26 protein-coding genes are annotated in these 23490 nt (G+C 69.9%); 13 read left to right on the forward strand and 13 right to left on the reverse strand.

Translation table 11 applies throughout. The features are described from left to right. The first annotated feature begins 110 nt into the window (after positions 1 to 110). From rpmB to ABI214_RS07495, 8 genes are all read left to right on the forward strand, one after another. Complete coding sequence (gene rpmB / locus ABI214_RS07460; RefSeq protein ID WP_348608102.1) at positions 111 to 347, forward strand: 50S ribosomal protein L28; 237 nt, start codon at positions 111 to 113, stop codon at positions 345 to 347. Positions 348 to 352: 5 nt separating this feature from the next. Then, positions 353 to 517: a 50S ribosomal protein L33 gene (rpmG, locus tag ABI214_RS07465; RefSeq protein ID WP_348608105.1), complete on the forward strand. Its 165-nt coding sequence runs from the start codon at positions 353 to 355 to the stop codon at positions 515 to 517. Between the two features lie 4 nt (positions 518 to 521). After that, the gene (gene rpsN / locus ABI214_RS07470) at positions 522 to 827 is read left to right on the forward strand and encodes a 30S ribosomal protein S14 (RefSeq protein WP_348608109.1); all 306 of its coding nucleotides are present in this window, start codon (positions 522 to 524) and stop codon (positions 825 to 827) included. A 9-nt stretch (positions 828 to 836) separates the two neighbouring features. After that, on the forward strand, positions 837 to 1091 hold the full coding sequence (gene rpsR / locus ABI214_RS07475; protein WP_348608112.1) for a 30S ribosomal protein S18: 255 nt from the start codon (positions 837 to 839) through the stop codon (positions 1089 to 1091). An 83-nt stretch (positions 1092 to 1174) separates the two neighbouring features. Beyond that, positions 1175 to 2356 carry an ABC transporter substrate-binding protein gene (locus ABI214_RS07480; protein ID WP_348608115.1) on the forward strand — a complete coding sequence of 394 codons (1182 nt, stop codon included), beginning with the start codon at positions 1175 to 1177 and terminating at the stop codon, positions 2354 to 2356. Next, positions 2353 to 3390, forward strand: coding sequence for an iron ABC transporter permease (locus ABI214_RS07485; RefSeq protein ID WP_348608118.1), 1038 nt, complete (start codon positions 2353 to 2355; stop codon positions 3388 to 3390). Before ABI214_RS07480 ends, ABI214_RS07485 begins: the two co-directional genes overlap by 4 nt. Beyond that, positions 3387 to 4157, forward strand: a complete 771-nt coding sequence (locus tag ABI214_RS07490) for an ABC transporter ATP-binding protein (protein WP_348608120.1) — start codon at positions 3387 to 3389, stop codon at positions 4155 to 4157. The genes ABI214_RS07485 and ABI214_RS07490 overlap by 4 nt, the downstream gene beginning before the upstream one ends. Positions 4158 to 4208: 51 nt before the next feature. After that, entirely contained in the window at positions 4209 to 5135 is a 927-nt protein-coding gene (locus ABI214_RS07495) for an AEC family transporter (protein WP_348608123.1), read from the forward strand. A gap of 10 nt (positions 5136 to 5145) precedes the next feature. On the opposite strand, the gene ABI214_RS07500 is transcribed toward ABI214_RS07495, so the two are convergent. Both ABI214_RS07500 and ABI214_RS07505 read right to left on the reverse strand, forming a co-directional pair. Next, positions 5146 to 5841 (reverse strand): response regulator transcription factor, encoded by a 696-nt coding sequence (locus tag ABI214_RS07500; RefSeq protein ID WP_348608125.1) that lies wholly within the window; start codon positions 5839 to 5841, stop codon positions 5146 to 5148. 21 nt (positions 5842 to 5862) lie between these two features. Continuing rightward, on the reverse strand, positions 5863 to 7281 hold the full coding sequence (locus ABI214_RS07505; RefSeq protein WP_348608127.1) for an amidase: 1419 nt from the start codon (positions 7279 to 7281) through the stop codon (positions 5863 to 5865). Between the two features lie 142 nt (positions 7282 to 7423). On the opposite strand from ABI214_RS07505, the gene ABI214_RS07510 reads away from it, so the two are divergent. Both ABI214_RS07510 and ABI214_RS07515 read left to right on the forward strand, forming a co-directional pair. After that, positions 7424 to 7726: an ArsR/SmtB family transcription factor gene (locus ABI214_RS07510; RefSeq protein WP_348608130.1), complete on the forward strand. Its 303-nt coding sequence runs from the start codon at positions 7424 to 7426 to the stop codon at positions 7724 to 7726. Beyond that, a complete protein-coding gene (locus ABI214_RS07515) occupies positions 7723 to 8109 on the forward strand; it encodes a VOC family protein (protein WP_348608132.1) in 387 nt (128 codons plus the stop codon). The genes ABI214_RS07510 and ABI214_RS07515 overlap by 4 nt, the downstream gene beginning before the upstream one ends. A gap of 9 nt (positions 8110 to 8118) precedes the next feature. On the opposite strand, the gene ABI214_RS07520 is transcribed toward ABI214_RS07515, so the two are convergent. Together ABI214_RS07520 and ABI214_RS07525 are read right to left on the reverse strand one after the other, a co-directional pair. After that, complete coding sequence (locus ABI214_RS07520) at positions 8119 to 10062, reverse strand: vWA domain-containing protein (protein ID WP_348608135.1); 1944 nt, start codon at positions 10060 to 10062, stop codon at positions 8119 to 8121. A gap of 24 nt (positions 10063 to 10086) precedes the next feature. Further along, a complete protein-coding gene (locus ABI214_RS07525) occupies positions 10087 to 11481 on the reverse strand; it encodes an ATP-binding protein (RefSeq protein ID WP_408585967.1) in 1395 nt (464 codons plus the stop codon). A gap of 85 nt (positions 11482 to 11566) precedes the next feature. On the opposite strand from ABI214_RS07525, the gene ABI214_RS07530 reads away from it, so the two are divergent. Further along, positions 11567 to 12532, forward strand: coding sequence for an alpha/beta hydrolase family protein (locus ABI214_RS07530; RefSeq protein WP_348608141.1), 966 nt, complete (start codon positions 11567 to 11569; stop codon positions 12530 to 12532). A gap of 334 nt (positions 12533 to 12866) precedes the next feature. Then, positions 12867 to 13112: a hypothetical protein gene (locus ABI214_RS07535; protein WP_348608144.1), complete on the forward strand. Its 246-nt coding sequence runs from the start codon at positions 12867 to 12869 to the stop codon at positions 13110 to 13112. A 44-nt stretch (positions 13113 to 13156) separates the two neighbouring features. Here the strand turns inward: ABI214_RS07535 and purH are convergent, their stop codons facing one another. From purH to ABI214_RS07560, 5 genes are all read right to left on the reverse strand, one after another. Continuing rightward, positions 13157 to 14710 carry a bifunctional phosphoribosylaminoimidazolecarboxamide formyltransferase/IMP cyclohydrolase gene (gene purH, locus ABI214_RS07540; RefSeq protein ID WP_348608147.1) on the reverse strand — a complete coding sequence of 518 codons (1554 nt, stop codon included), beginning with the start codon at positions 14708 to 14710 and terminating at the stop codon, positions 13157 to 13159. Beyond that, on the reverse strand, positions 14703 to 15311 hold the full coding sequence (gene purN / locus ABI214_RS07545; protein ID WP_348608150.1) for a phosphoribosylglycinamide formyltransferase: 609 nt from the start codon (positions 15309 to 15311) through the stop codon (positions 14703 to 14705). Before purN ends, purH begins: the two co-directional genes overlap by 8 nt. A gap of 89 nt (positions 15312 to 15400) precedes the next feature. Continuing rightward, positions 15401 to 16942 carry a cell division protein PerM gene (locus ABI214_RS07550; protein ID WP_348608153.1) on the reverse strand — a complete coding sequence of 514 codons (1542 nt, stop codon included), beginning with the start codon at positions 16940 to 16942 and terminating at the stop codon, positions 15401 to 15403. 70 nt (positions 16943 to 17012) lie between these two features. Then, positions 17013 to 17885, reverse strand: coding sequence for a DUF5336 domain-containing protein (locus ABI214_RS07555; RefSeq protein ID WP_348608156.1), 873 nt, complete (start codon positions 17883 to 17885; stop codon positions 17013 to 17015). Between the two features lie 82 nt (positions 17886 to 17967). Further along, on the reverse strand, positions 17968 to 19359 hold the full coding sequence (locus ABI214_RS07560) for a DUF2252 domain-containing protein (RefSeq protein WP_348608159.1): 1392 nt from the start codon (positions 19357 to 19359) through the stop codon (positions 17968 to 17970). 82 nt (positions 19360 to 19441) lie between these two features. On the opposite strand from ABI214_RS07560, the gene ABI214_RS07565 reads away from it, so the two are divergent. Next, on the forward strand, positions 19442 to 20071 hold the full coding sequence (locus tag ABI214_RS07565; RefSeq protein ID WP_348608162.1) for an IMPACT family protein: 630 nt from the start codon (positions 19442 to 19444) through the stop codon (positions 20069 to 20071). A 99-nt stretch (positions 20072 to 20170) separates the two neighbouring features. On the opposite strand, the gene sucD is transcribed toward ABI214_RS07565, so the two are convergent. The 4 genes from sucD to ABI214_RS07585 form a co-directional block, all read right to left on the reverse strand. Then, complete coding sequence (gene sucD, locus ABI214_RS07570) at positions 20171 to 21073, reverse strand: succinate--CoA ligase subunit alpha (protein WP_280762629.1); 903 nt, start codon at positions 21071 to 21073, stop codon at positions 20171 to 20173. Positions 21074 to 21088: 15 nt separating this feature from the next. Next, a complete protein-coding gene (sucC, locus tag ABI214_RS07575) occupies positions 21089 to 22258 on the reverse strand; it encodes an ADP-forming succinate--CoA ligase subunit beta (protein ID WP_280762628.1) in 1170 nt (389 codons plus the stop codon). A gap of 144 nt (positions 22259 to 22402) precedes the next feature. Beyond that, the gene (locus ABI214_RS07580) at positions 22403 to 22897 is read right to left on the reverse strand and encodes a hypothetical protein (RefSeq protein WP_348608167.1); all 495 of its coding nucleotides are present in this window, start codon (positions 22895 to 22897) and stop codon (positions 22403 to 22405) included. Then, on the reverse strand, positions 22840 to 23406 hold the full coding sequence (locus ABI214_RS07585) for a hypothetical protein (protein ID WP_348608170.1): 567 nt from the start codon (positions 23404 to 23406) through the stop codon (positions 22840 to 22842). The genes ABI214_RS07580 and ABI214_RS07585 overlap by 58 nt, the downstream gene beginning before the upstream one ends. Positions 23407 to 23490: the final 84 nt, after the last annotated feature.

The raw sequence follows: 23490 nt of genomic DNA on the forward strand, positions 1-23490 counted from the left end.
GAGCCCCTTTCGAAAACGATTGTCATTAACGATTTGCGAGACTACACTCATCGAGCGACTAACGACAACCATTTTCATTAACTGGCCGTCCCGGCCGGAAAGGAGCACCCATGTCCGCTCACTGCCAGGTGACCGGAAGACGACCAGGATTCGGTCGGTCCGTCTCGCACTCCCACCGCCGCACGAACCGGCGCTGGAACCCGAACATCCAGACCAAGACGTACTTCCTGCCCGGCGAGGGCCGCCGGATCACCCTGCGCCTGACCCCGAAGGGCATGCGAACGATCGACCGCGACGGCATCGAAGCCGTCGTCGCCCGGATGCGGGCCGCCGGAGAGAAGGTCTGAAACCCATGGCACGCAACGAGATCCGCCCGTTGGTGAAGCTCGTCTCCACGACGGGGACCGGCTACCGGTACTACACTCGGAAGAACCGACGCAACGACCCGGACCGGCTGGTGCTGCGCCGCTACGACCCGGTGGTGCGTCGGCACGTCGAGTTCCGAGAGGAGCGCTGAGGGCATGGCCAAGAAGTCGAAGATCGCCCGAAACGAGCAGCGCAAGGTGATCGTCGCCCGCTATGCAGCGCTGCGGGCCGAACTGAAGGAGACGATCCGCCGACCCTCGAGTTCGCCCGAGGAACGCGCCGTCGCACAGTCCCGGCTGGCAGGGCTGCCGCGGGATGCGAGTCCGGTACGATTGCGCAACCGAGACGCTGCGGATGGACGTCCGCGCGGTCACCTGCGAAAGTTCGGTCTTTCCCGCGTGCGGGTACGCGAGATGGCCCACCGCGGGGAACTGCCAGGCGTACACAAGTCGAGCTGGTAAGGAAGAGCAATGGCAGTCAAGAGGGCACCGTCGAAGAAGGCGCGCAGCGAGCAGGGCCGCCGCCCCAAGAAGAACCCGCTGATCGCCGCGGGCATCGAGACCGTCGACTACAAGGACGTCAACCTGCTCCGCACGTTCATCTCCGATCGCGGCAAGATCCGCAGCCGCCGCGTCACCGGCCTGACCCCGCAGCAGCAGCGTCAGGTCGCCATCGCGGTGAAGAACGCCCGCGAGATGGCACTGCTTCCGTTCACCAGCCGGTAGCACCCCGACAGATCACGCGCGAGGCCGCGCAGTCGCAGAGACTGCGCGGCCTCGCGCGTTCGGCATAGCGTTAGATTCTCCAGGTGTCGTTTTCGATTCGTACCGCTGCCTTCCTCGCCGCGGCCGCCCTCACCGTGGGTGGTCTCGCGGCCTGCTCGTCCGACTCCACGACCTCGACGTCCGGTGCTGCCGACTGCATCACCGACTTCGACCCCAGCGTCGACTACTTCCCGGACAAGCAGACCGTCGAGTACGCACAGAACTTCGACATCGAGTACCACAACTCGTATCAGGTGCTCACCGTCCGGCAGCCCGGGCAGGCGGACGAGACGTACGTGCTCAACAAGTGCGGCGCCCCGGCGCCCGACATGAAGGGCGACCTGGCGGGCGCCCAGCAGGTCACCACCCCGGTGACGGACCTGTTCGCCGAATCCACGACGCACCTGCCGAGCCTCGAGGCGCTCGGCAAGCTCGACGCCGTCACCGGCTTCGCGAACGCCGACTACGTCTACAGTGACGCCGCGCGCAACCACATCGCGAACGACGGCGTCGTGCAGTTCGCGACCGCCGGCCAGGTCGACGCCGAGGCAGTCGTCGCCCACGCCCCGCAGGTGTTCGTCACCGGCGGCTTCACGGATCCCGCGTACGCGGTGATCGAGCGCGCCAAGGTCCCCGTCCTCGCCGACTACGACTGGCTCGAGACGAACCCGCTGGGCCGGGCCGAGTGGATCAAGTTCTTCGCCGCGCTGACCGGCACCGAGAAGCAGGCCACCGAGACGTTCGACGGCATCGTCGCCGACTACGACAAGTACACGACCATGGCCGCGAACGCCGCGCCCGTGCCGATCGTCCCGGGCCTGCCCTACCAGGGCTCCTGGTCGGTGCCGCTGGCCAGCTACTCCAACGACCTGTACGCCACAGCCCGCATCACGCATCCATGGATGGCCGAGCCGGGCACCGGCAGCCTGCAGACCGACCTCGAGACAGTGTTCGCGATGGCCGGCGACATCCCCCTCGCGATCAGCACCTCCTCGAACACGACCAAGGCCGAGGCGATCGCCGCCGAACCGCGACTGGCCGAGTTCGCCGCGTTCCGGGACGGCCAGGTGTGGACGTCGTCGGCGCGCGTGACCGACACCGGCGCCCTCGACATCTACGAACAGGGTGTCCTGCGGCCCGACCTGGTGCTGGCCGACCTCATCGCGATCGCGCACCCGGAACTGCTGCCCGGCCACGAGTTCACCTTCTACCGCCACCTGCAGTGAATCGCACCGCAGCCGCCGTCACCGCGCTGGTCGCGCTCCTCGTCGCGGCGACCGTGCTGGCGGTGTCGGTGGGTTCGGTGACGATCCCGTTCGACGCGACCGTCCGTTACCTGTTCACCGGCGACGCAGGTTCTGCCCGCTGGACCACGCTCATCGAGGACATCCGCCTGCCCCGTGTCGTGACGGCGGCGTGCGCGGGTGCCGCGCTCGCCGTCGCGGGCCTGCTGATGCAGACGCTGTTCGCGAACCCGCTCGCCGACCCGTACATCCTCGGGGTGTCGTCGGGCGCGAGCCTCGGTGTCGCGCTCGTCGTGCTCGGCTCGGGCGCCGGGGCGGGCGTGTTCGCGGCCGTGGCCGGTACCGGCCGGCTCGGGATCGCGTCGGCCGCAGCGCTGGGCGCGCTCGCGGTGCTGCTGGTGGTGCTCGCGATCTCGCGGTGGGTCCAGTCGGTGGTGACGCTGCTGATCGTCGGAGTCATGGTCGGCTCGGTCACCAGCGCCGTGGTCTCCCTGCTGGTCGCGTTCTCGCAGCCCGCCCAGATGCAGCAGTTCATCCTGTGGAGCCTCGGCTCGTACGCGGGCGCGTCGTGGTCGGACCTGCGGGTTCTGGTGCCCGTGGTGCTCGTCGGCCTGGCGCTGGCGACGACGCTGGTGCGGCCACTCAACGCGATGCTGCTCGGCGAGGACTACGCCAGCTCGATGGGCGTGCACCTGCTGCGCACCCGGGCCGTCGCGATCACCGCGTCCGCCCTGCTCGCGGGTGCGGTCACGGCGTTCTGCGGACCCATCGCCTTCCTCGGCATCGCGGTCCCGCACCTGGCCCGACTCGCGCTGGGCACGTCGGATCACCGGGTGCTGCTGCCCGGGGCGGTGCTGATGGGTGCTGCTGTGTCGCTGCTGTGCTCGGTGGTGGCGCAGCTGCCCGGACGCGACGGCGTGCTGCCACTCAACGTCGTCACCGCGCTCGTCGGCGCCCCGGTCGTCATCCTGGTGCTGCTGCGCTCGCGTCGCGCGAAAGCGGGTGTGGCAGCGTGACGCTCGTGCTCGACGGCGTGACCGTCGGCTACCCCGGCCGTCCTCCCCGCACCGTGCTCACGGATCTGAATCTGACCGCGCACGCCGGGCAGGTGACGGCGTTGCTGGGTCCCAACGGCGCCGGCAAGTCGACGCTGCTGCGGTCGGTCGCGGGGCTGCAGCGGGTCCTCGGCGGGGCGGTGCGCCTCGACGGCGCCGACGTCACCGCGCTGCCGCCGGCGCAGCGGGCCCGGCGGATCGCGGTGGTCCTCACCGACCGCGTGGATGCCGGCCTGCTCACCGGCGGCGAGGTGGCTGCGCTCGGCAGGCTGCCGCACCAGGGCTTCGCGTCGCGGCTCAGCGCGGCCGAGCAGCAACTGATCGACGACAGCCTCGAGCGGATGGGCGCCGCGCACCTCGCCGACGTCCGGCTGCACCAGATGTCCGACGGCCAGCGCCAGCGGGTCCTGATCGCGCGGGCCCTGGTGCAGCAGCCGTCGCTGCTGGTGCTCGACGAGCCGAGCGCCTTCCTCGACGTCGCGGCCCGCGTGGAGCTGTTGGCGCTGCTCGCGGAGATCGCCGACGACGCCGGCATCACCGTGCTGCTCTCGACGCACGACGTGGAGCTGGTGCTGCGGACGTCGCAGCACGTCTGGCTGGCCGCGGGCGACGGCTCCGTCGTCGACGGCACCCCCGCCACGCTCGTCGCGTCCGGCGCGATCCGGCGGGCGTTCGACTCGCCGCGGGTCCACTTCGACTCCGCCGCCGGCATCTTCCGCCTCGAGTAGGTCTAGACTTTCCGCCGAGTTTCGGTTCGGTTTTTGGAGGTGCCCCGCGACGTGTCGGGTGTGGTCGCGGGTTTCACGGTTATCTTCGTCGTCATCGCGATCGGGTACTTCCTCGGTCGCAGCGGCACTCTCGGGGACCACGGGCAGTTCGTCCTGAGCCGACTGGTGTTCTTCGTCGCGACGCCGGCGCTGCTGTTCGACACCCTCGCGAACTCGGATCTGTCGGTGGTCTTCTCCCCCACGCTCGCGGTCGCGGCGACCACCGCCTTCGTCGTCGCCGGCGTCTATCTGGTGATCGCGCGTCTGTGGCTGCGCCGACCGCTGCCGGAGTTGACGGTCGGCGCGCTCGCGTCGTCGTACGTGAACTCCGCGAACCTCGGCATCCCGATCGCGGTGTTCGTGCTCGGTGACGCGTCGTTCGTCGCGCCGCTGCTGCTGTTCCAGATCATGATCTTCTCGCCGATCGCACTGACCGTGCTCGACATCAGCACGATGCGTCAGGGCTCCTCCCGGCTCGAGACGATCACCGCGCCGTTCAAGAACCCGATCGTGCTTGCCGGTGCCGCCGGCCTGGCCGTCGCGGTGTCGGGGTGGACGCCGCCCGAGGCGCTGATGCAGCCGTTCCAGCTCATCGGCGGTGCCTCCGTTCCCGGTGCGTTGCTGGCGTTCGGACTGTCGCTGTACGGGGTGCGGGTCCTGGAGAAGGGTGCGAGCCCGCGCCGCGACGTCGCGCTCGCGTCGGTGCTCAAGATCTTCCTGCAGCCGGTCCTCGGCTACCTGATGGCTCGGTTCGTCCTCGGACTCGACGGCCACGAACTGTTCGCGATCGTCGTCATCTCGACGCTGCCGACCGCCCAGAACGTGTTCGTCTACGCCAGCCGGTACCAGCGGGGCATGGTCCTCGCCCGCGACGCAGCTTTCGTCACGACCCTCGCCTCCATCCCCGCGATCGCGCTGGTCGCGGCACTGTTGACCTGAGCCGACCGGCTCAGAGAATGCCCAGTTCGGTGGCGCGCACCGCGACCCGCACGCGGGACCGTGTCCCGGTCTTGGTGAAGATGTTCTCCAGGTGCGTCGCCACGGTGCGCCTGCTGATCGTCAGTTCCGCCGCGATCTCGGCATTGCTCGCGCCCAGTGCGACGAGCGCGAGGATCTGGTGCTCTCGGCCGCTGAGCCGGAACGACTCACGATCACTCTGATCCGCGACGATGCGGCGGCACTGGTGCGCGAGCGCCTCGATTCCGGACCGCACCGTCGAATCCACCTGCGGGCGGGTGAAACTCACGTGCAGGACGCTGGTGACCTGCCCCCGCTCCAGATTGAGCGCCACCGACGACCCCTCCCGGAATCCGGAGGGCCGCAACACGTCTTCCACGGCGGGGGTGCGCTCGAAGTCGGGGACGTCCTCCCAGCACACGGGCCGGCCCGACGCCACCCGGATGTGGTCGAAGGTCCGGGTGTCGTCGACGAACTCACCCGCGAGGTACTCCGCGACCGGCGGCGCGTAGCCGCCGTTGGCGAGCACCCGGTGCGTCCGATCGCCGCGGCGGCGGTACGTGATCGCGGCGGCGACGTAGCCGAGTTCGCCCGCCCACCGCGAGAGCAGGCCGTGCGCGACGGTGACCGGGGATCGGGACGACATCAGGTCCCGGTCTCCGGCCGCCGCCTCGCACCGCTCGTTCATGGCGCCGAATCTACCGGTGACCTACGCCACAGGACGACGGTCCGCCCACGGCCGCGCCTGCTCGAGGTTGGCTGCGACCCGCAGCGCCAGTGCGTCCTGCCGGTGCCGCGCCGCGATCTGCAGGCCGACGGGTCGCCCGTCCGCGGTGAATCCGGCCGGCACCGTGATCGCCGGATTGTTCAGCATGTTGTATGGGTAGGTCAGCAGCCAGTCGAGCAACTGCTCGCGCAGCGACTTGCCCTGCAACCAGTCGGGCGCGAACTGGGTCAGCGGGAACGTCGCGGACGCGAGGGTCGGCGAGATCAGGACGTCGTAGTCGTTCATGAACTCGGTCCAGGTGTCCCACATCCGGCCGCGGAACGCGTCGGCGCGACCGTAGTCCACCCCGGTGAGGCGACGGCCCTCGTGGATCAGTTCGATCAGGTTGTCGTCGACCTGGCCGTGCAGCGAGTCCCAGTCGAGCATGTCGTGCTCGCCGGCGAATCCGGGCACCCAGATGCCGTGCCACATCGCCTCCGACGGGTCACCCCATTCCGGCGTCGCCTCGACGACCTTGGCGCCCAAGTCCTCGAAACACGCGACCGCCTCGGCACACACCGCCGCGACATCCGGTTCCACGTGGCCGAGGCCGAGGTTCGGCGACCACGCGACCCGCAGTCCGTCGATGCCGCCCCGCGCCGCCTCGACGTACGACGACTCGACGCGCTCGATGCTCAGCGGATCCGAATGATCGGGCCCGGCAAGGACGTCGAGCATCAGCGCGTTGTCGGCGACGGTCCGGGTGATGGGGCCGTGGTAGGCCCAGTTGTTGTAGCGGCCCGGCAGGATCGTCTGCGGGATCACGCCGGTCGTCGGCTTGAGTCCGACGACTCCGCACAGCGCCGACGGGATCCGCACCGACCCGGCGCCGTCGCTGCCCTCGGCCAGCGGGCCCAGTCCGGCAGCGACGGCCGCGGCCGCACCACCGCTGGATCCGCCGGCGGTGTGGCCGGGCTTCCACGGGTTGTGGGTGGGGCCGAACAGGTGGTTGTCGGTACCGCCGTAGTAGCCGCTCTCGGGGGTGTTGGTCTTGCCGAGGTAGAGGCCACCGGCCTGCCGCAGCCGGGTGACGATCACCGCGTCGCGCTCGGCGATGTTGTCGCGCATGGGCTTCAGGCCGAACGTCGTCGGGAGGCCTCGGACGTCGGTGAGGTCTTTGATCGTGAACGGGACGCCGTGCAACGGACCCAACGGTTCGCCGCTGTCCTGCGCGCGCGTCAGTTCGCCGGCGTCCCGACGCACCTGGTCGGCGTCGAAGTGCACGATCGCGTTGACGGACGGATTGACCTCGTCGACCCGACGGATCATCTCCTCGGCGATCTCGTTGGGCGACAACTTCTTCGAGGCGACCTGTGCGGCCATCTCGGTTGCCGACATCCACCCCAGACCCGATGTGTTCATGGGAACCGCCCTTCCGGTGACGTGTTTCGGAGACGAACGCCACGCTATGACCGCGGTCACACCGACACCATCGGTCGAATGACCGATGGTGGCCGGACCGACCCATTGACATGCAAGCAACCACTTGCCTATCGTTTCGGTCGTGGGTGACCTGTTCAGAGCGCTGGCGGACCCGACGCGACGTGCGATCCTCGACGAGCTCATCGACCGGGACGGGCAGACGCTGTTCGAACTGTGCACCCGCCTGGTCACCAAACACGGATTCGGATCGTCCCGGCAGGCCGTCTCCCAGCACCTCACGGTGCTCGAGGACGCCGGCCTCCTCCGGACCCGCCGCGAGGGCCGCTACAAGTTCCACCACCTCGACACCACCCCGCTGCGGACGATCGTCGACCGCTGGCCGATACCCGCACCCCACCGCGACAGAGAGGAAGAGACGCAATGAGGATCAACCTGACCAGCGTGCACGTCGACGACCAGGACAAGGCGCTCGCGTTCTACACCGACGTCCTCGGCTTCGTGAAGAAGACCGAAGTCCCTCTGGGACAGCACAAGTGGCTCACCGTCGTGTCCCCCGAGAATCCCGACGGCACCGAACTGGTCCTCGAACCGGACGAGCACCCGGCCGCCCAGGCCTACAAGCAGGGCCTCGTGGCGGACGGGATCCCGTGCACGTCCTTCGCCGTCGACGACGTCCACGCGGAGTACGAGCGCCTGAAGGCACTCGGCGTCGTGTTCACGCAGGAACCACTCGCGATGGGGCCGGTCACCACCGCGGTCTTCGACGACACGTGCGGCAACCTCATCCAGATCGCCGCCCACGCCTGACGTCCCGGGTCACCGGCCGGGTCGGCGCATCCGCATGTAGTCGCTGACGACCGCGGCGCCCAGCCCGTCGAGGTCGGGTGCCACGACGCGGCCGCCGACCCGCTCCGCCATCCGGTCGACGACGCGGGCGAGTCCCGGGTCGTCGCCGAGCCGGAAGATGGTGACCTGTGCGCCGAGGCGGGCGAGGGTGTCGAGTTCGCGCACCGTCAGGCCCAGGGTGCGCGCGCTCGGCGGGTAGTCGAAGAACGCCTGCCCGTCGGGTTCGAGGTGGGCGGTGGGCTCGCCGTCGGTGACGATCAGCACGACGGGCTGCGCATTCGGGTGCCGTCGCAGGTGCCGCGCCGCGAGCAGCAGTGCGTGGTGCAGGTTGGTGCCCTGGTCCCACGCCCCGTCCAGGCCCGCGAGTTCGGCCGCCGACAGGGTCTGGGCGTAGCGGCCGAACCCGATGAGCTGCAACGCATCTCCCCGGAACCGCGTGGTCACCAGATGGTTCAGCGCCAGCGCGGTGCGCTTCATCGGCACCCAGCGTCCGTCCATCACCATCGAGAACGACGTGTCCACCAGCAGCGCCACCGCCGCCTGCGCGCGCTGCTCGGTCTCGGCGACCTCGACGTCCGCCACCGTCATCCGCACCGGCATCCGGCCCGGCTCGCGCAGGATCGCGTTGGTGAGGGTTCGCGTGACGTCCCACGGTTCGGTGTCGCCGAATTCCCACGGCCGCGACGCGCCCGTCGGCTCGCCCATCGAGCCGGCGCGGCGGGTATCCCGCTGGCCACCGCGGTGCGCAAGACGTCCGGCGACGTCCCTCAGCCACGTCTGGCCCAGTTGGCGCATCGCCTTGGGCGACAGCCGCCACTGGCCGTCCGGGGCACGGTCGAAGAACCCCTGCTGCTGCAGTGCCCGTTCGAGGTCCGCGAGGGTGCGCTCGTCGGCCACCGCCTGGTCGCCGAGCTGCCGCGCCAGCGTCTCGGTGTCGATGTCGTCGAGCTGGGCTCCCGGATACTGTTGCGACAGTTGCTCCGACAGCCGTTCCAGGTCGGCGACGTCCGCGATCGCCGACGTCCCCGCCCCCAGTCCCAGTCCCTCGTCGCCGCGGAACTGCGCCGACCCGGTCCAGTCCTCGCCGGGCCGCGCCGCCTGCAGGTGCGAGTCGAGGCGGTCCAGCTGGTTCATCAGCGACGGATCACCGAAGGCCTGCTGCGCCAACGCGTCCAGCTCCGCGCGCTGGTCGGGGGTGAGCGAGTTCCGCAGCCGCTGCGCCGCCGCGGCCCGTCGGGCCAGCGAGTCCAGCAGCTCGTCGGTGTTGCGCGGGTTCTCCGGGAAGAACTCGCCGTGTCGGTTCATGAAGTCCCGGAACTGTTCGGTGGTGTCCTCACCACGGGCGTGACTGTCCAGCAACGAGTTCAGGTCCTCGAGCATCTCCCGGATGCGTTCGCGGTCCGCGTCGGTGGCGCCTTCGAGCTGCCGCTTCATCCCGTCGAACCGTTGGTCGAGCAGCTCGCGCCCCAACAGGTCGCGGATCTTCTCGTAGTCCTCCCGGGCCTGGCTGCTGCGCCAGTCGTAGTCGGCGAGGTCGGCGACGGCCTGCGCCGTCGACGGCGGCAGCTCCTCCATCCGCATCTCCGCGAACCGGGCGTCGTCGTCGAGGGCTCGGGCGAGGGTCTTGCGCTCCTCGAGCACGGCGCGGTCGAGGAGCTCTCGCACCTCGTCGAGCGTCCCACCGAGATTGTTGCGCTGCAGTAGTTCTCGTCGACGCCGGTTCGCCTGCGCCGCCAGGTCGTCGAGGCCGCGACGCTCCCCGAACCCGCGGCGCAGCAGCTCCCGCAGCGCCTGCCGCGGCGACGCGCCCTCGAGCACGTCGTCGCCGATCGCGGCCAGCGCCTCGCGCAGATCCACCGGCGGGGCCAGCGGGTCGCCGCCCTCGTACGGGCCGTAGCGTGCGCCGCGAGACATGGTGCCTCCCTGTCCGAATCCCGCCTACGAGTAGACAGCCTGACCGTTCTCGTCGGGGTTCTTCGAGATTCGCCGGGCCAGGTACAACCCCTCGAGCGCGAGTTCGGCGGCGGACGCCCGCTCTCCGTCGGTCCGGGCACCGAGCCGCTGGGCGACCTCGTCGAGCACCTCGAGTTCGGGTAGCTCGCCGAGCAACGCCTTGGCGGTGACCCGTTCGCCGGTCACCACCGGCTGTCCCAGCTCCACCGCGGTCACGAGCGGCGCGAGGTCGATCCCGCCGAGCCGGATGCGGGCCGTGTCCGCGGTCGCGCGCCGGAGCAGGTGCTCGAGGATCTCGAGCTCGCGCCCCTCCTCGCCGGATTCGAACTCGACCTTGCCGCGCAGCACCTCGACGATCGTGCCGAGGTCGATCGGTCGGGCCACCGACTCCGCCTCGCCGAGCACCGCACTGCGGTGCACCGCAGCCGCGCTCACCGTCTCGGCGCCGGCCACCGCGAAGCGGGCCGACACCCCCGACCGCTGGTCCACCGACGTGGACTCGCGCAGCAGCCGGGTGAACCGGGCCAGGACCTCGAGCAGGTGGTGCGGGACGACGGCCTGCAGGTTCGCCTCCTGCTGGATCACCGCGATCTCGTCCTCGACCAGCGACGGGTAGTGGGTGCGGATCTCGGCGCCGAACCGGTCCTTGAGCGGGGTGATGATCCGGCCGCGGTTGGTGTAGTCCTCCGGGTTCGCGCTGGCCACCAGCAGCACGTCGAGCGGCAGCCGCAGCGTGTAGCCGCGGACCTGGATGTCGCGCTCCTCCATGACGTTCAGCAGCGACACCTGGATCCGCTCGGCCAGGTCCGGTAGCTCGTTGATCGCGACGATGCCGCGATGGGCGCGCGGCACCAGGCCGAAGTGGATGGTCTCCGGGTCGCCGAGGCTGCGTCCCTCCGCGACCTTGATCGGGTCGACGTCGCCGACGAGGTCCGCGACCGAGGTGTCCGGCGTCGCGAGCTTCTCCGCGTACCGCTCGCTGCGGTGCTCCCACGCGACCGGCAGCGTGTCCCCCAGTTCCGCCGCCCGCCGCAACGAGATCGGCGTAATCGGCTCGTACGGGTGCTCGCCCAGTTCGGAACCGGCGATCACCGGTGTCCACTCGTCGAGCAGCAGGTACAGGGTGCGAAGCAGGCGCGTCTTACCCTGCCCGCGCTCGCCGAGCAGCACGACGTCGTGACCGGCGATGAGGGCGCGCTCGAGTTGCGGCAGCACCGTCTCCTCGAAGCCGACGATGCCGGGCCACGGATCGATCCCGTCACGCAGGGCGGCGAGCAGGTTCTCCCGCATCTCGTCCTTGACCGAACGCTGGACGTGGCCGGACGCGCGGAGTTCGCCGAGAGTCCGGGGCAGATGCGCAGGCGGTGTGGCAGTCACCACTCCACGTTACGAGCGTTCTGGCGATTCGGCACCCGGACAGCCGCCGTGCGCACCCGCGGTCACCCGGCTCTGATAAACACACGTCATGGCCGACTTCGAGATCACGTTCACCACCGGCGCCATCACGCTGCACGGCAGCCTGCGCCTGCCGGCGGGCGCCGGCGAGGACTCCCCCGTGCCCGCCGTGCTGCTGCTCGCCGGCAGCGGGCCCACCGACCGCAACGGCGACAGCGCGCTGCTGCCGGGCTCCATCGGCACGCTCGAGTTCCTCGCAGACCTGCTCGAGCAGCACGGGTTCGCGAGCCTGCGCTACGACAAGCTCGGCAGCGGCACCACCGGGCTCGGCCCGTACGAGCTCGAGGACATCGGCGACCTCGGCTTCTCGGTGTTCACCGAGTCCGCAGCCGCAGCAGTGACCTTCCTCGCCGGCCGGGCCGCCGTCGACCCGGAGCGGGTGTACGTCGTCGGCCACAGCGAGGGCGCCCTCATCGCGCTCGCCCTCGCCGACAGCGGCGCGAACGTCGCGGGTGTCGGCCTGCTCGAGCCGCTCGCGGTGCGGCTGCTGGACCTGTTGACCACGCAGATCGACAGCCAGCTCACCGCGGTCGTCGGGGCCGGGCAGCTGCCGGTCGAACTGGCCGACGAACTGCGCCTGGCACTGGCCGGTGCCGTCGAGTCGCTGCGCACCGACGCCACACTCAGCGACGACCTGCCCGATCCGCTGCGCGCGGCCGGTCTGGTGCCGGCGAACGCGCGGGCTCTCGCGGAGGAGGATGCGCTCGATCCGCGTGAGCTCGCGGGACGCCTGCCCGCCGGACTGCCAGTGGTGACGAGCTGCTCCGCCAAGGACATCCAGCTGATCAGCAGCGACGTCGACGCCCTCGACGCCGCCCTGTCCCACACCGCTCTCACCTCGGTGCGGATGACGACGGCCAACCACGTGCTCAAGGAGATCGGCGCCGCGGCCTCCACCGGTGCCGACTACATCGAGCCGCTGCCGTGGTCGACCGAGTTCACGAGCGGATTCGAGGGCTGGCTCCGCAGCCTCTGACGTCACGTCCGGTGGCCCGGGCGACACGCTCGGCGAAAAACCGAGATGTCGCCGGGCGGACACTGCTGTATGGTTCTCCGTTAACCGACGGGCACACACGAGAAAGGTACGGTCGCGATGCAGTCGAAAGACTCGGCAATTGCCATGAAGCATGCATATGCCAAGCACGTTTCGAAGCACGTATTTTTCGCCGTACCGGCGTGGCCCAGCCACGCAGCCTTCTTCAGGTGGCCCCGAGAGACGAGTTCCCCGTAACCGGAACCTCTCTCGGGCACCCGAAGGCACACCGCCTCGGGTGCCTTTTCTTTTATTTGCTTCCAGTCAGGAGAACCACATGAAGCTTCGTCTCGGTACTACCGGCACCACCACCCAGGACCTGCCCGGCGATCTGTCCGGTCAGGTCGTCACGATCGATCTGCGTCACGTCGACCCCGGTCACGACGGCGCGGCGGCGCTGCTCAGCGAACTGCTCGCCCGCGGCGCGGCGCGCCTGGTCATCTCGGGCACCGACGACGCCAGCGCCCGCGCGCTGCTCGCCTCCGCACAGCACGACGCTCCCCCGTCCGGACTCGCGGCCTGAACGGCACGCGAACCCCGGACGAGGGAGCGCAGTAGAGCAGTCGATCAGTGCGCGAAGTGGCGCGCACCGGTCAGGTAGAGCGTGACACCGGCCTCGCGGGCGGCCTCGATGACCTCGTTGTCGCGAACCGAACCACCCGGCTGGACGACGGCGCGGACACCGGCGTCGAGCAGAACCTGCAGGCCGTCGGGGAACGGGAAGAACGCGTCGGACGCGGCCACCGAACCCTTGGCACGGTCACCGGCACGCTGCACCGCGAGGTGCGCGGAGTCGACGCGGTTGACCTGGCCCATGCCGACGCCCACCGAGGCGCCGTCGTTGGCGAGCAGGATCGCGTTGGACTTCACGGCACGGCATGCGCGCCACGCGAATTCGAGGTCCGCGAGGGTCTTCTCGTCCGCGGCCTCACCGACGACGAGCGTCCAGTTGGCCGGGTTGTCGCCGTCGGCGTCGAGGACGTCGCGCTCCTGCAGCAGCGTGCCGCCGGAGATCGGGCGCAGTTCGATGCCGGTCGCGGTGGGCGCGGCAGCTTCGAGCACGCGGATGTTCTTCTTGCGAGTCAGCACCTCGACGGCACCCGGCGCGTACGACGGGGCGATGATGACCTCGGTGAAGATGTCCGCGACCTGCTCGGCCATCTCGACCGTGACCTCACGGTTGGCGGCGATGACGCCACCGAACGCGCTGACCGGGTCGCACGCGTGCGCCTTGCGGTGCGCCTCGGCGATGTCGGCGCCGACCGCGATGCCACACGGGTTGGCGTGCTTGATGATCGCGACAGCAGGCTCGGCATGGTCGAACGCGGCGCGCCACGCGGCGTCACCGTCGGTGTAGTTGTTGTACGACATCTCCTTGCCGTGCAACTGCTTCGCCTGCGCGAGGCCCGCCGGGCCGGCCGGGCTGTCGTACAGCGCCGCCGCCTGGTGCGGGTTCTCGCCGTAGCGCAGCACCGCGGAACGCTCCCACGTCGCGCCGATCCACCGCGGGAACTGCTCGTCCGACTCGATCAGCGTCTCCGTCATCCAGGACGCGACCGCGACATCGTAGGACGCGGTGTGCTGGAACGCCTGTGCGGCCAGCGCGGTGCGTTCGAAGAGGTTGAAGCCACCGGCCTCGACCGCAGCGAGGACGCCCTCATACTTCTTCGGGTCCACGACGACCGCGACAGACGGATGGTTCTTCGCGGCAGCGCGGACCATCGACGGGCCGCCGATGTCGATCTGCTCGACGCACTCGTCCGGGGTGGCACCCGACGCGACGGTCTGCGTGAACGGGTACAGGTTGACGACCACCAGCTGGAACGCCTCGATGCCCAGCTCCTCGAGCTGCGCGAGGTGCTCCGGCTTGCGGGTGTCGGCGAGGACGCCGGCGTGCACGCGGGGGTGCAGCGTCTTGACGCGGCCCTCGAGGCACTCGGGGAAGCCGGTCAGGTCCTCGACCTTGGTGACCGGGATGCCGGCGTCGGCGATCTTGGCTGCGGTGGAGCCGGTGGAGACCAGCTCCACGCCGGCCTGGTGCAGGCCGGTGGCCAGTTCGACCAGGCCGGTCTTGTCGTAGACGCTGACGAGTGCGCGGCGCACAGCCTTGCGTTCACTCACTGGGGATCACGGCCTTTCGTCCATCGGAAACAACACCTCGGAGGGCGACAGCGGCCACGACCTCGGCCAGCAGTCGTCGTTCAACAGTCTTGATGCGCTCGTGCAAGGTCGCCTCGTCGTCGCCGGCGTGGACCGCGACGGGTTCCTGCGCCAGGATCGGGCCGGTGTCGATGCCGTCGTCGACCAGGTGGACCGTCGAGCCGGTCACCTTGACGCCGTACGCGAGCGCGTCACGCACCGCGTGTGCACCCGGGAACGACGGCAGCAGCGCGGGGTGCGTGTTGATGATGCGGCCACCGAAGCGCCCGAGGAACGCGGGGCCGAGGATCTTCATGAAACCGGCGCTGACGACGATGTCGGGCTGGTGCGCGGAGACGGCCTCGGTGAGCGCCAGGTCCCACTCGGCACGGTCGGCGTGATCGCGCAGCGCGACGCGGAAGTGCGCGATACCGGCGTCGGCGGCGTGCTCGGTCGCAGCGCAGTCGCGGTCGACACCGACCGCGACGATGGTCGCGGGGTACCCGTCGGCGCGCGTGGCGGCGATGAGCGCCTGCAGCAGGCTGCCCGTCCCCGATGCGAGTACGACGATCCGAGCGGGCACTGTGGGCCGCAGCTGGTCACGCGTGGCAGTCAGCGCACTACTCCTGATTTTCGAGACGGTTCCGGCCGCATCACGGGCCGGGTAAGAGCCTAGTCGCTGGGGGTCACCGGACCGTCCGGCAGGTCGCCTTCGGCGGACTCGGCGCCCTCCGCGGCGTCGTTCTCCGGCTCCTCGACGACCGCGTCGACAACGGCCTCGACCGTCTGCACCGGGTCTGCGGCCTCCCCGGTGGCGGACTCGCCCACCACGACCGGGTCCGTCGGCTCCGACACGATCTCGGCGTCGACGACCGTCTCCGTCGTCTCCGTCGTCTCCGCGGCCGACTGCTCCAGCTCGGGAACGGGCTCCGACCGGTACCGCATCGCAGGACGCTCGAGTCGCTTGACCTCGAAGCTCGGCTCACTGGCCGCCGTCTCGGGCGTTGTACCTTCCCCGGCCGTCGTCTCCGCCTCGTCACCGGCGGATTCGGTGCCGACCCGACGCGCGAGGAGCACCCCGACGAGGACACCCGGTACGGCCAGCCAGCCGAACGTGACCAGGCCGAAGGCGAGGGGTTCGACCCCCACGAACCCGTACGACCCGATGTCGCCGCCCGCCAGGGCACCGACCACCGCGGCCGACACACCGACGCCCGCCGCGGCGCACAGGACCGTGTACGCGGTCTCCGCCGCAGGCAGGCGCAACCGCCCACAGTCCCGGCCGAGCAGGGCCCCCACCGTCACCGGTACGACGAGCAGGACGGGCCACGCGCTGCCGACCAGCGCGGTGGGGACACCGCCGAGCACCGGGACCGGCGGCACCGGCCCGGCGACGACCTCGAAGACGCTGACCGCCGTCCCGCCCGCGTGTGCGGTGCCGCCGACGAGCACCGCGACGGCACCGACCGCGACGTTCGGCAGGTACAACACCGAGAGCACGGTCAGGCCGAGGACCCCGACGAATCCGGAATTGTCGTCCAGAAGGCCACCGACCTCGGACCACGACCACACCAGCGACGCGACCGTCGCGGCGGCACCGGCCGCGAAGAGCAGTCCTGCCGCGCGCGCGGCGGGCCCGGCGGCGGAGGGCAGCCAATCCGGGGCACCCAACCGGGCGCACTCGGGCCGACCGATCACCACCGCGACTCCGGCGCACGCCGCGACGAGATGGATGCCCACGACGCCTACGAGGGCCTCGAGCGCGCTCGGCGCCGCCAACGGGATCACGACGGTGGCGTCGGTGATCACCGCTAGCGCTATCAGCGTCGCCGCCAGCGGACCGGCGACCGCGGCTGCGACGACGCGCGCCGCGTCCCGCAGGGTCGACCGCGGGGTCATCGCCCGGGCACAGCCGCGCGCGACGGCCCACACGAGCAGCGCCGTCGGCAGCAGCGGAAGAATCCCGAGAGGTGCGTCGGTGATGGTCAGCGGCACCTGGTGCAGCGCCAGCCAGCTCGCCGCGATGGCACCGACCGCACCTGTCAGGTCGCTGTTCGACGACACCAAGGTGACGAGCACGGCCGCGCTGATCAGGACGATCGAGACGCCGGTGGGGCGCAGCGCCACCCCGACCAGTGCACGCACCTGCTCGGACGTGGGGTCGGGGCGGCCGGAAGTATCGCGGCGGGTGCCGCGAGCAAGCAGAGAAGTCATCGGATCGAGGGTCGCACCCGCTCGCGGCGACGCCCCTCAGGCGCGCCGACGCGTGGTGGGGCGCACTGCGTCACTTCTTCTCGTCGTCATCCTTGTGCGTCTGCGCATCGAATGCCTGCGTCGGTGCGCCGGTCGCGTCCGCTGCCGGTGCGCCGGACGATTCGCCGGGCTGCGGGGTCTGCGGGGTCTGCGGGGTCTGCGGGGTCTGCGGCTGAGTCGACGGTGCCGGCGACTGCTGCGGCATGTGCTGCGTCGGCTGCTGCGCCTGGTACGCCTGGAACTGCCCGTACCCGGCCGTCGGCTGCTGCGGGTAGCCCTGCGGCGTCTGCGCGGACTGGCCGTAGCCGGGCATCTGCTGCTGGTAGCCCTGCGGGGCGCCGTAGCCCTGGGGCGTGCCGTAGCCCTGCTGCGGGGCCTGGGGGTTGTATCCCTGCGGGTGGCCGTACGCGGTCGGGTGGACGTGGGTGCGAGACGGGCGCGGCTGCGGCATCTTGACGATGTCCGCGCCGAACAGGAACACGGCGACCGCGATCACCGCCTGGACGAACGAGAGGACCAGGATCGCGATCCCGCCGCCGGCGAGGCTGCCGCCCCCGGGCAGGCTCAGCATGAAGACGAACGACACGAGAAAGCCCACCACCGACGCGACCGCTGCCGGAGCGGTGTGTTCCTGCTTGGGCAGCAGCGACAGCCCGGCGAGCAGACCGCCGGTCAACAGGAACGCCAGCGGGAGCGCACCACCGCTCTCGAATGCGTCCTGCGTGAACGAGAATCCGAAGCCGACGGTGGTCGAGTTCTCGACGTACGGGGAGAACCCGAGCAGGAAATTCACGACGCCGAGTGTGAGGACGCCGAGTCCGAGATAGAACGACAGCCCCTTCGTCCCGTCCGTGCTCGGGGCGTGCGAAGGCTGCCCGTAGGACCCTCCGTCGGTGTAAGTCATGTCTGCTCCTCGTCGAGAAATCGCAACGCCATGAACGCTACCCTCAGTTCGGCGCAGCCAAGTGATCGATGACCGCCGGCGCTCACGCCTGCGCGATCCGTCCGGAACCGAGCGCATCGACCAGTGCCGCATGGTCGCCCGCGTTGCGATCCGCGTATGCGCGGGCGAAAGCGGTGACGGCCTCGTCGAATCCGGACCCCGATCCCAGATACGCGGCGATCGTGACCCGATCACCGGAACGGGCATGAGCCTGGGCGAGCACTCGCCCGCACAGTCGGCCGTACATCTCCATACCGGACGGCGTCATCGACTCGACCGACGCGGACGCCTTGGCGTCGCGCAGTTGACGGAGGTAGTAGTCCCGGCGCACCCCGTCCAACCCCTCACCCTGCTGCCAGCCGAGGAAGATGTCGCTCGCCGCCTGCATCACCCGCTGCCCGCCGACGACCCGTCGACCCTCGCATGGGTAGGACGGGCCGTCGAGATACCGCGAGAGCACCGACCGTTCCACCTCCTTGGCCTGCAGGATCAGCGGATCGTCGTCGTCCGCACCGCGCATCAGCAGGATCCAGCAGCGGGTGCCGACGCTGCCCACCCCGACGACTTTCCGTGCCGCCTGGACGAACTCGTACTGTCCGAAGGGGACCTCGCTCGCGTGGTGCAGCGTGGCCCGGTACTCGTCGAGCCGAGTCCGGAATTCGCGGTACATCGCGTCTGCGTCCTCGTCGGCGAAGACCTCCTCGATCGGCACGATCAGCGGCGGTCGGCTGACGATCCGACGGCGACCGTCCACCACAGCCGTGAGCTTTTCCAACGCCTGCAAACTGCCGTAGCGCCAAGACTTCTCGACAGTTTTTCGGCTGGTCCTGCGCGTCGTCGAATCGAGCTCGTCGCGCAGTTGCGCCAGCTCGGTCGTCGGGTCGACGTGCGCGTACCAGACCGCCAGATTGCCCTGGCCCGCCTGGCTGATCATGGTCTCCCGGTACTCGGCGACGCAGGCGCGGGTGATGCGTGAGCGACGCTTCTCGCCGAATCCGATCTGCCGAGCCGCGACCTCGACGCTCGTGACCAAACGTTTGACGTCCCAATCGAAGGGGCCCGGATAGGTCTCGTCGAAATCGTTGAGGTCGAACGCAAGTCGACGTTCCGGCGTCGCGAAGATCCCGAAGTTGCCGAGATGGGCGTCCCCGCACAGCTGCACCCGCAGGCCCGTGTCCGGCGCGCGCGAGAGGTCGTGGGCCATGACGAGCGCCGACCCGCGCAGGAAGGTGAACGGCGTCGTGGCCATTCGCGAGTACCGCACCGGCACGAGATCGGGAACCCGGGTCCGCGCCTGGTCGGCGAGCAGGCCGAGCGGGTCGCGGGCCGCGTCGGGGCCGATGTCGGCGAGCGTATCGAACGGCACGCGTCGGCGTGCCTCCTTCCCGCAGCGCGCTCGGTCGGTCCGGCTGGGAAATTGGACTACGTCGGTCATGGCGCCCCGCCTCGGCTCGGTCGGCACCGCACCATTGTCTCCCCGCTACGTGGCCGGGACACGAGAACAGGGAAGATGAAGCATGTCTTTCACGCTGCCCGCCGGTTCCGACGTCGTCGTGGAGACCGAGGTGAAGCACTCCCGGTTCATCGCGGCGCTGCGGCGGGTCGACACCCCGGCCGAGGCGCACGAGTTCGTCGACGAGCAGCGACGGCTGTATCCCGACGCGCGGCACCATTGCTGGGCATTCGTCACCGGCAACGAGCCCTCGGACCGGGCCGAGCGGTCCAGCGACGACGGCGAGCCCGGCGGGACGGCCGGGGTGCCGATGCTCCAGGTGCTGCGGGCGCGGGAACTGGTCGACGTGGCGGCCGTCGTCACGCGCTACTTCGGCGGCATCAAACTCGGCGCGGGCGGACTGGTGCGCGCCTACTCGGGGGCGGTGGCGGTTGCCGCGGATGCCGCACAGCCGACACTGCTCAGCCGTGAGCGCCTCGAACTGCTGTCCCTCGACGTCGGGCACGGCACCGCGGGCAGGATCGAGGCCGAGCTCCGCGGCCGCGGGATCGCCGTCGTCGACACCGCGTACGGCGCCGAGGTCACCTTCACTCTCGCGACGAAGGACCCGGAGCGGCTGGCCGCAGTCGTCGCCGAGCTCACCGCCGGCACCAGCGAACTCACACCGGCAGGCGTCCGGTGGGTCGACGTGTGAAACGCCGAACGGCGCCCGCAACCGGACGAAACGTCCTGGCTGCGAGCGCCGTTCGTGAGATCCCAGAGTGAGCGCTGCGAGCGCCCACCGCACAGCGGATCAGAGGTTCTTCAGGATCTCCCGGGCGAGAGCCGCGGTCTCGGACGGCGTCTTGCCGACCTTGACGCCGGCCGCCTCGAGGGCGTCCTTCTTGGCCTGCGCGGTGCCCGAGGAACCGGAGACGATGGCGCCGGCGTGGCCCATGGTCTTGCCCTCGGGAGCGGTGAAGCCCGCCACGTAGCCGACGACCGGCTTGGTGACGTTGGCCTTGATGTAGTCAGCGGCGCGCTCCTCGGCGTCGCCACCGATCTCACCGATCATCACGATCAGCTTGGTCTCGGGATCCTTCTCGAACGCCTCGATGGCGTCGATGTGGGTGGTGCCGATGACCGGGTCGCCGCCGATGCCGATGGCGGTCGAGAAGCCGTACTCACGCAGCTCGAACATCATCTGGTAGGTCAGGGTGCCCGACTTGGAGACCAGGCCGACCGGGCCCTTGCCCGCGATGTTCGCCGGGGTGATGCCGACGAGGGCCTCCTCCGGGGTGATGATGCCCGGGCAGTTGGGGCCGATGATGCGGGTCTTGTTGCCCTTCTCCACGTTGTAGGCCCACGCGTAAGCGGAGTCCTGCACCGGGATGCCCTCGGTGATGACCACGAGCAGCGGGATCTCCGCGTCGATGGCCTCGACGATGGCGTCCTTCGAGAAGGCCGGGGGAACGAACGCGATCGAGACGTCCGCGCCGGTCTCCTTCATGGCCTCGGCGACGGTCGCGAAGACCGGCAGCTCGACCTGGTTGCCGTCCTTGTCGGTGTGCGAGACCGTGGTGCCGGCCTTGCGGGCGTTGACGCCACCGACGACCTGGGTGCCGGCCTTGAGCATCAGCGCGGTGTGCTTGGTGCCCTCGCCGCCAGTGATGCCCTGGACGATGACCTTGGAGTCCTTGGTCAGGAAGATAGCCATTGTTGTGTGTGTCCCTTACTTCGCTGCGAAGGCGAGCTCGGCAGCCTTGTCGGCAGCCTCGTCCATGGTTGCGACGACCGTCACCAGCGGGTGGTTGGCCTCGGCGAGGATGCGACGACCCTCTTCGACGTTGTTGCCGTCCAGGCGCACGACGAGCGGCTTGTTGGCCTCGTCGCCCAGGGTCTCGAGCGCGCCGACGATGCCGTTGGCAACGGCGTCACACGCGGTGATGCCACCGAAGACGTTGACGAAGACGCTCTTGACCTGCGCGTCGTTCAGGATGACGTCCAGGCCGGCAGCCATGACGGCAGCCGAGGCGCCGCCACCGATGTCGAGGAAGTTGGCGGGCTTGACGTTGCCGTGCTTCTCGCCCGCGTAGGCGACGACGTCCAGGGTCGACATGACCAGGCCGGCGCCGTTACCGATGATTCCGACCTCGCCGTCGAGCTTGACGTAGTTGAGGTCGTTCTCCTTGGCCTTGAGCTCGAGGGGATCGGTGGCGTCACGATCCTCGAAAGCCTCGTGGCCGGGCTGACGGAACGCCGCGTTCTCGTCCAGCGTCACCTTGCCGTCGAGGGCCAGGATCTGGTCGTCGGGCGTACGGACGAGCGGGTTGACCTCGACCAGGAGAGCGTCTTCCTTGATGAAGACCTCCCACAGCTTCTGGATCGTGTTGGCCGCGGCGTCGAGCACCTCGGCGGGCAGCTTGCCGGCCTCTGCGATGCTGCGCGCGAACGCGAGGTCGACACCCTTGACAGCGTCAACGGGGATCTTCGCGAGAGCGTCGGGGTTCTCCTCGGCGGTGACCTCGATCTCGACGCCACCCTCGACCGAGCACATGGCCAGGTAGGTGCGGTTGGTGCGGTCGAGCAGGAAGGAGATGTAGTACTCCTCAGCGATGTCGCTCGCCTCTGCGACCAGCAGCTTCTTGACGACGTGACCCTTGATGTCCAGGCCCAGGATCGCCTCGGCGTTCGCCTGCGCGGCGTCCGCGTCGGGCGAGTACTTCACGCCACCGGCCTTGCCGCGGCCACCGACCTTGACCTGCGCCTTGACCATGACCGGCTTGCCGATTTCCTCCGCGATCTCGCGGGCACCGGCGACAGTGTCGGTAACACGGCCGGCCGACGTCGGCACGTCATGCTTGGCGAAGAGTTCCTTCGCCTGGTATTCGAAGAGATCCATCTGCTCACCGTCTCGTCTGCGTTGACGCCCGCTCAGGGGTAGGAGCGGGTCCGTGTCGGACTTTAACTAGTTCAATCAATCGACTATCGCCCGCCCACATGCTATGTGGGATATGTCACGCGACGACAGCCGTCGATGCACGCCTCAACGACGGTCGCGGCGCCCGACGAGCGCCGCGCTCACCGCGAGGAGCACTACCGCAAGGATTGCAGGTGCTGCGCCGGAGGCAACGACCGGATCCGTCAGACGCCCCGCGGACAACGGCCACGCGAGCACGTGGAGGGCTGCGACGACGGTCGCACCGACCAGGAGCGCCGCCCCGCGCGCCGGCCGCGCACCCATCGCGACCAGCACCGCGACGACGATCGCGACCACCGACAGCACCTGCCCCCACGCGTCCCAGCCCCACGGCAGGCGACCGAGCGCGGCCGCGGTGCCGTCGCTTCCCTGGTACAGCGGCAGCGCGTATCCGAGCACGGTCACGACGGCGGCGGCCGCCCCGACGCCCAGCAGTCGCTGCGGGGGATCGTGCGGCTCCGACGTATCGATGTCGTCACGTTCGACCGCGCCCGCGATTCCTGTCAGGACGCCGGCACCGACCGCCGCGACGACCGCGAACGTGACGACGATGCTGCCCACCCCCAGTTTAACGCGATGATTCCGGCCACCACGGCGCACACGTGCCCCGCGAGGACGAGTGCGGCACCGGGACCGGCCTCGATTCCGCCGGCCGTCACGGGACGGAACAGCTCGAGCCGGTTGGCATCGATCGGGCCGGTCCACAGCTGCACGTCCATCACGCACAACCCGGCCGAGACGAGGCCGGCCCCAACGAGCAGCGCGGCTCCCGCCGGCGACCGCCGCACGGCGAGGATCCCGGCCACGACGGGAACGGACAGCGCGAGGACCACTGCAACGACGGCGGCCGTGCCGACTGCCGGAATCCGCGTCCCGTCGGATGCGGAGCGGGCGACCGAACCGAGAGTTCCTGCGGCGACCGCGAGCGCGCCGACAGTGGCGAGCGCCACGGCCACGTACGGCAGCAGCCCGGGGCCGGCGTCACCGCGCCCCGCCGGCCGGTCGGTCGGTCGTTTTCCGGTGGGCTCGATCACTTCGGGGGCCGCGCGCAATTCGGTTGGGGAATCCACCCGCGCGACGGTATCGGGTGCGCGACCGATCGTCGGTCGAACCGGAATGTCGGCCGCGGATATACGAGTTGTAACACCGCGGGG

The organism is Prescottella soli (assembly GCF_040024445.1).
Classification (GTDB): domain Bacteria; phylum Actinomycetota; class Actinomycetes; order Mycobacteriales; family Mycobacteriaceae; genus Prescottella; species Prescottella soli.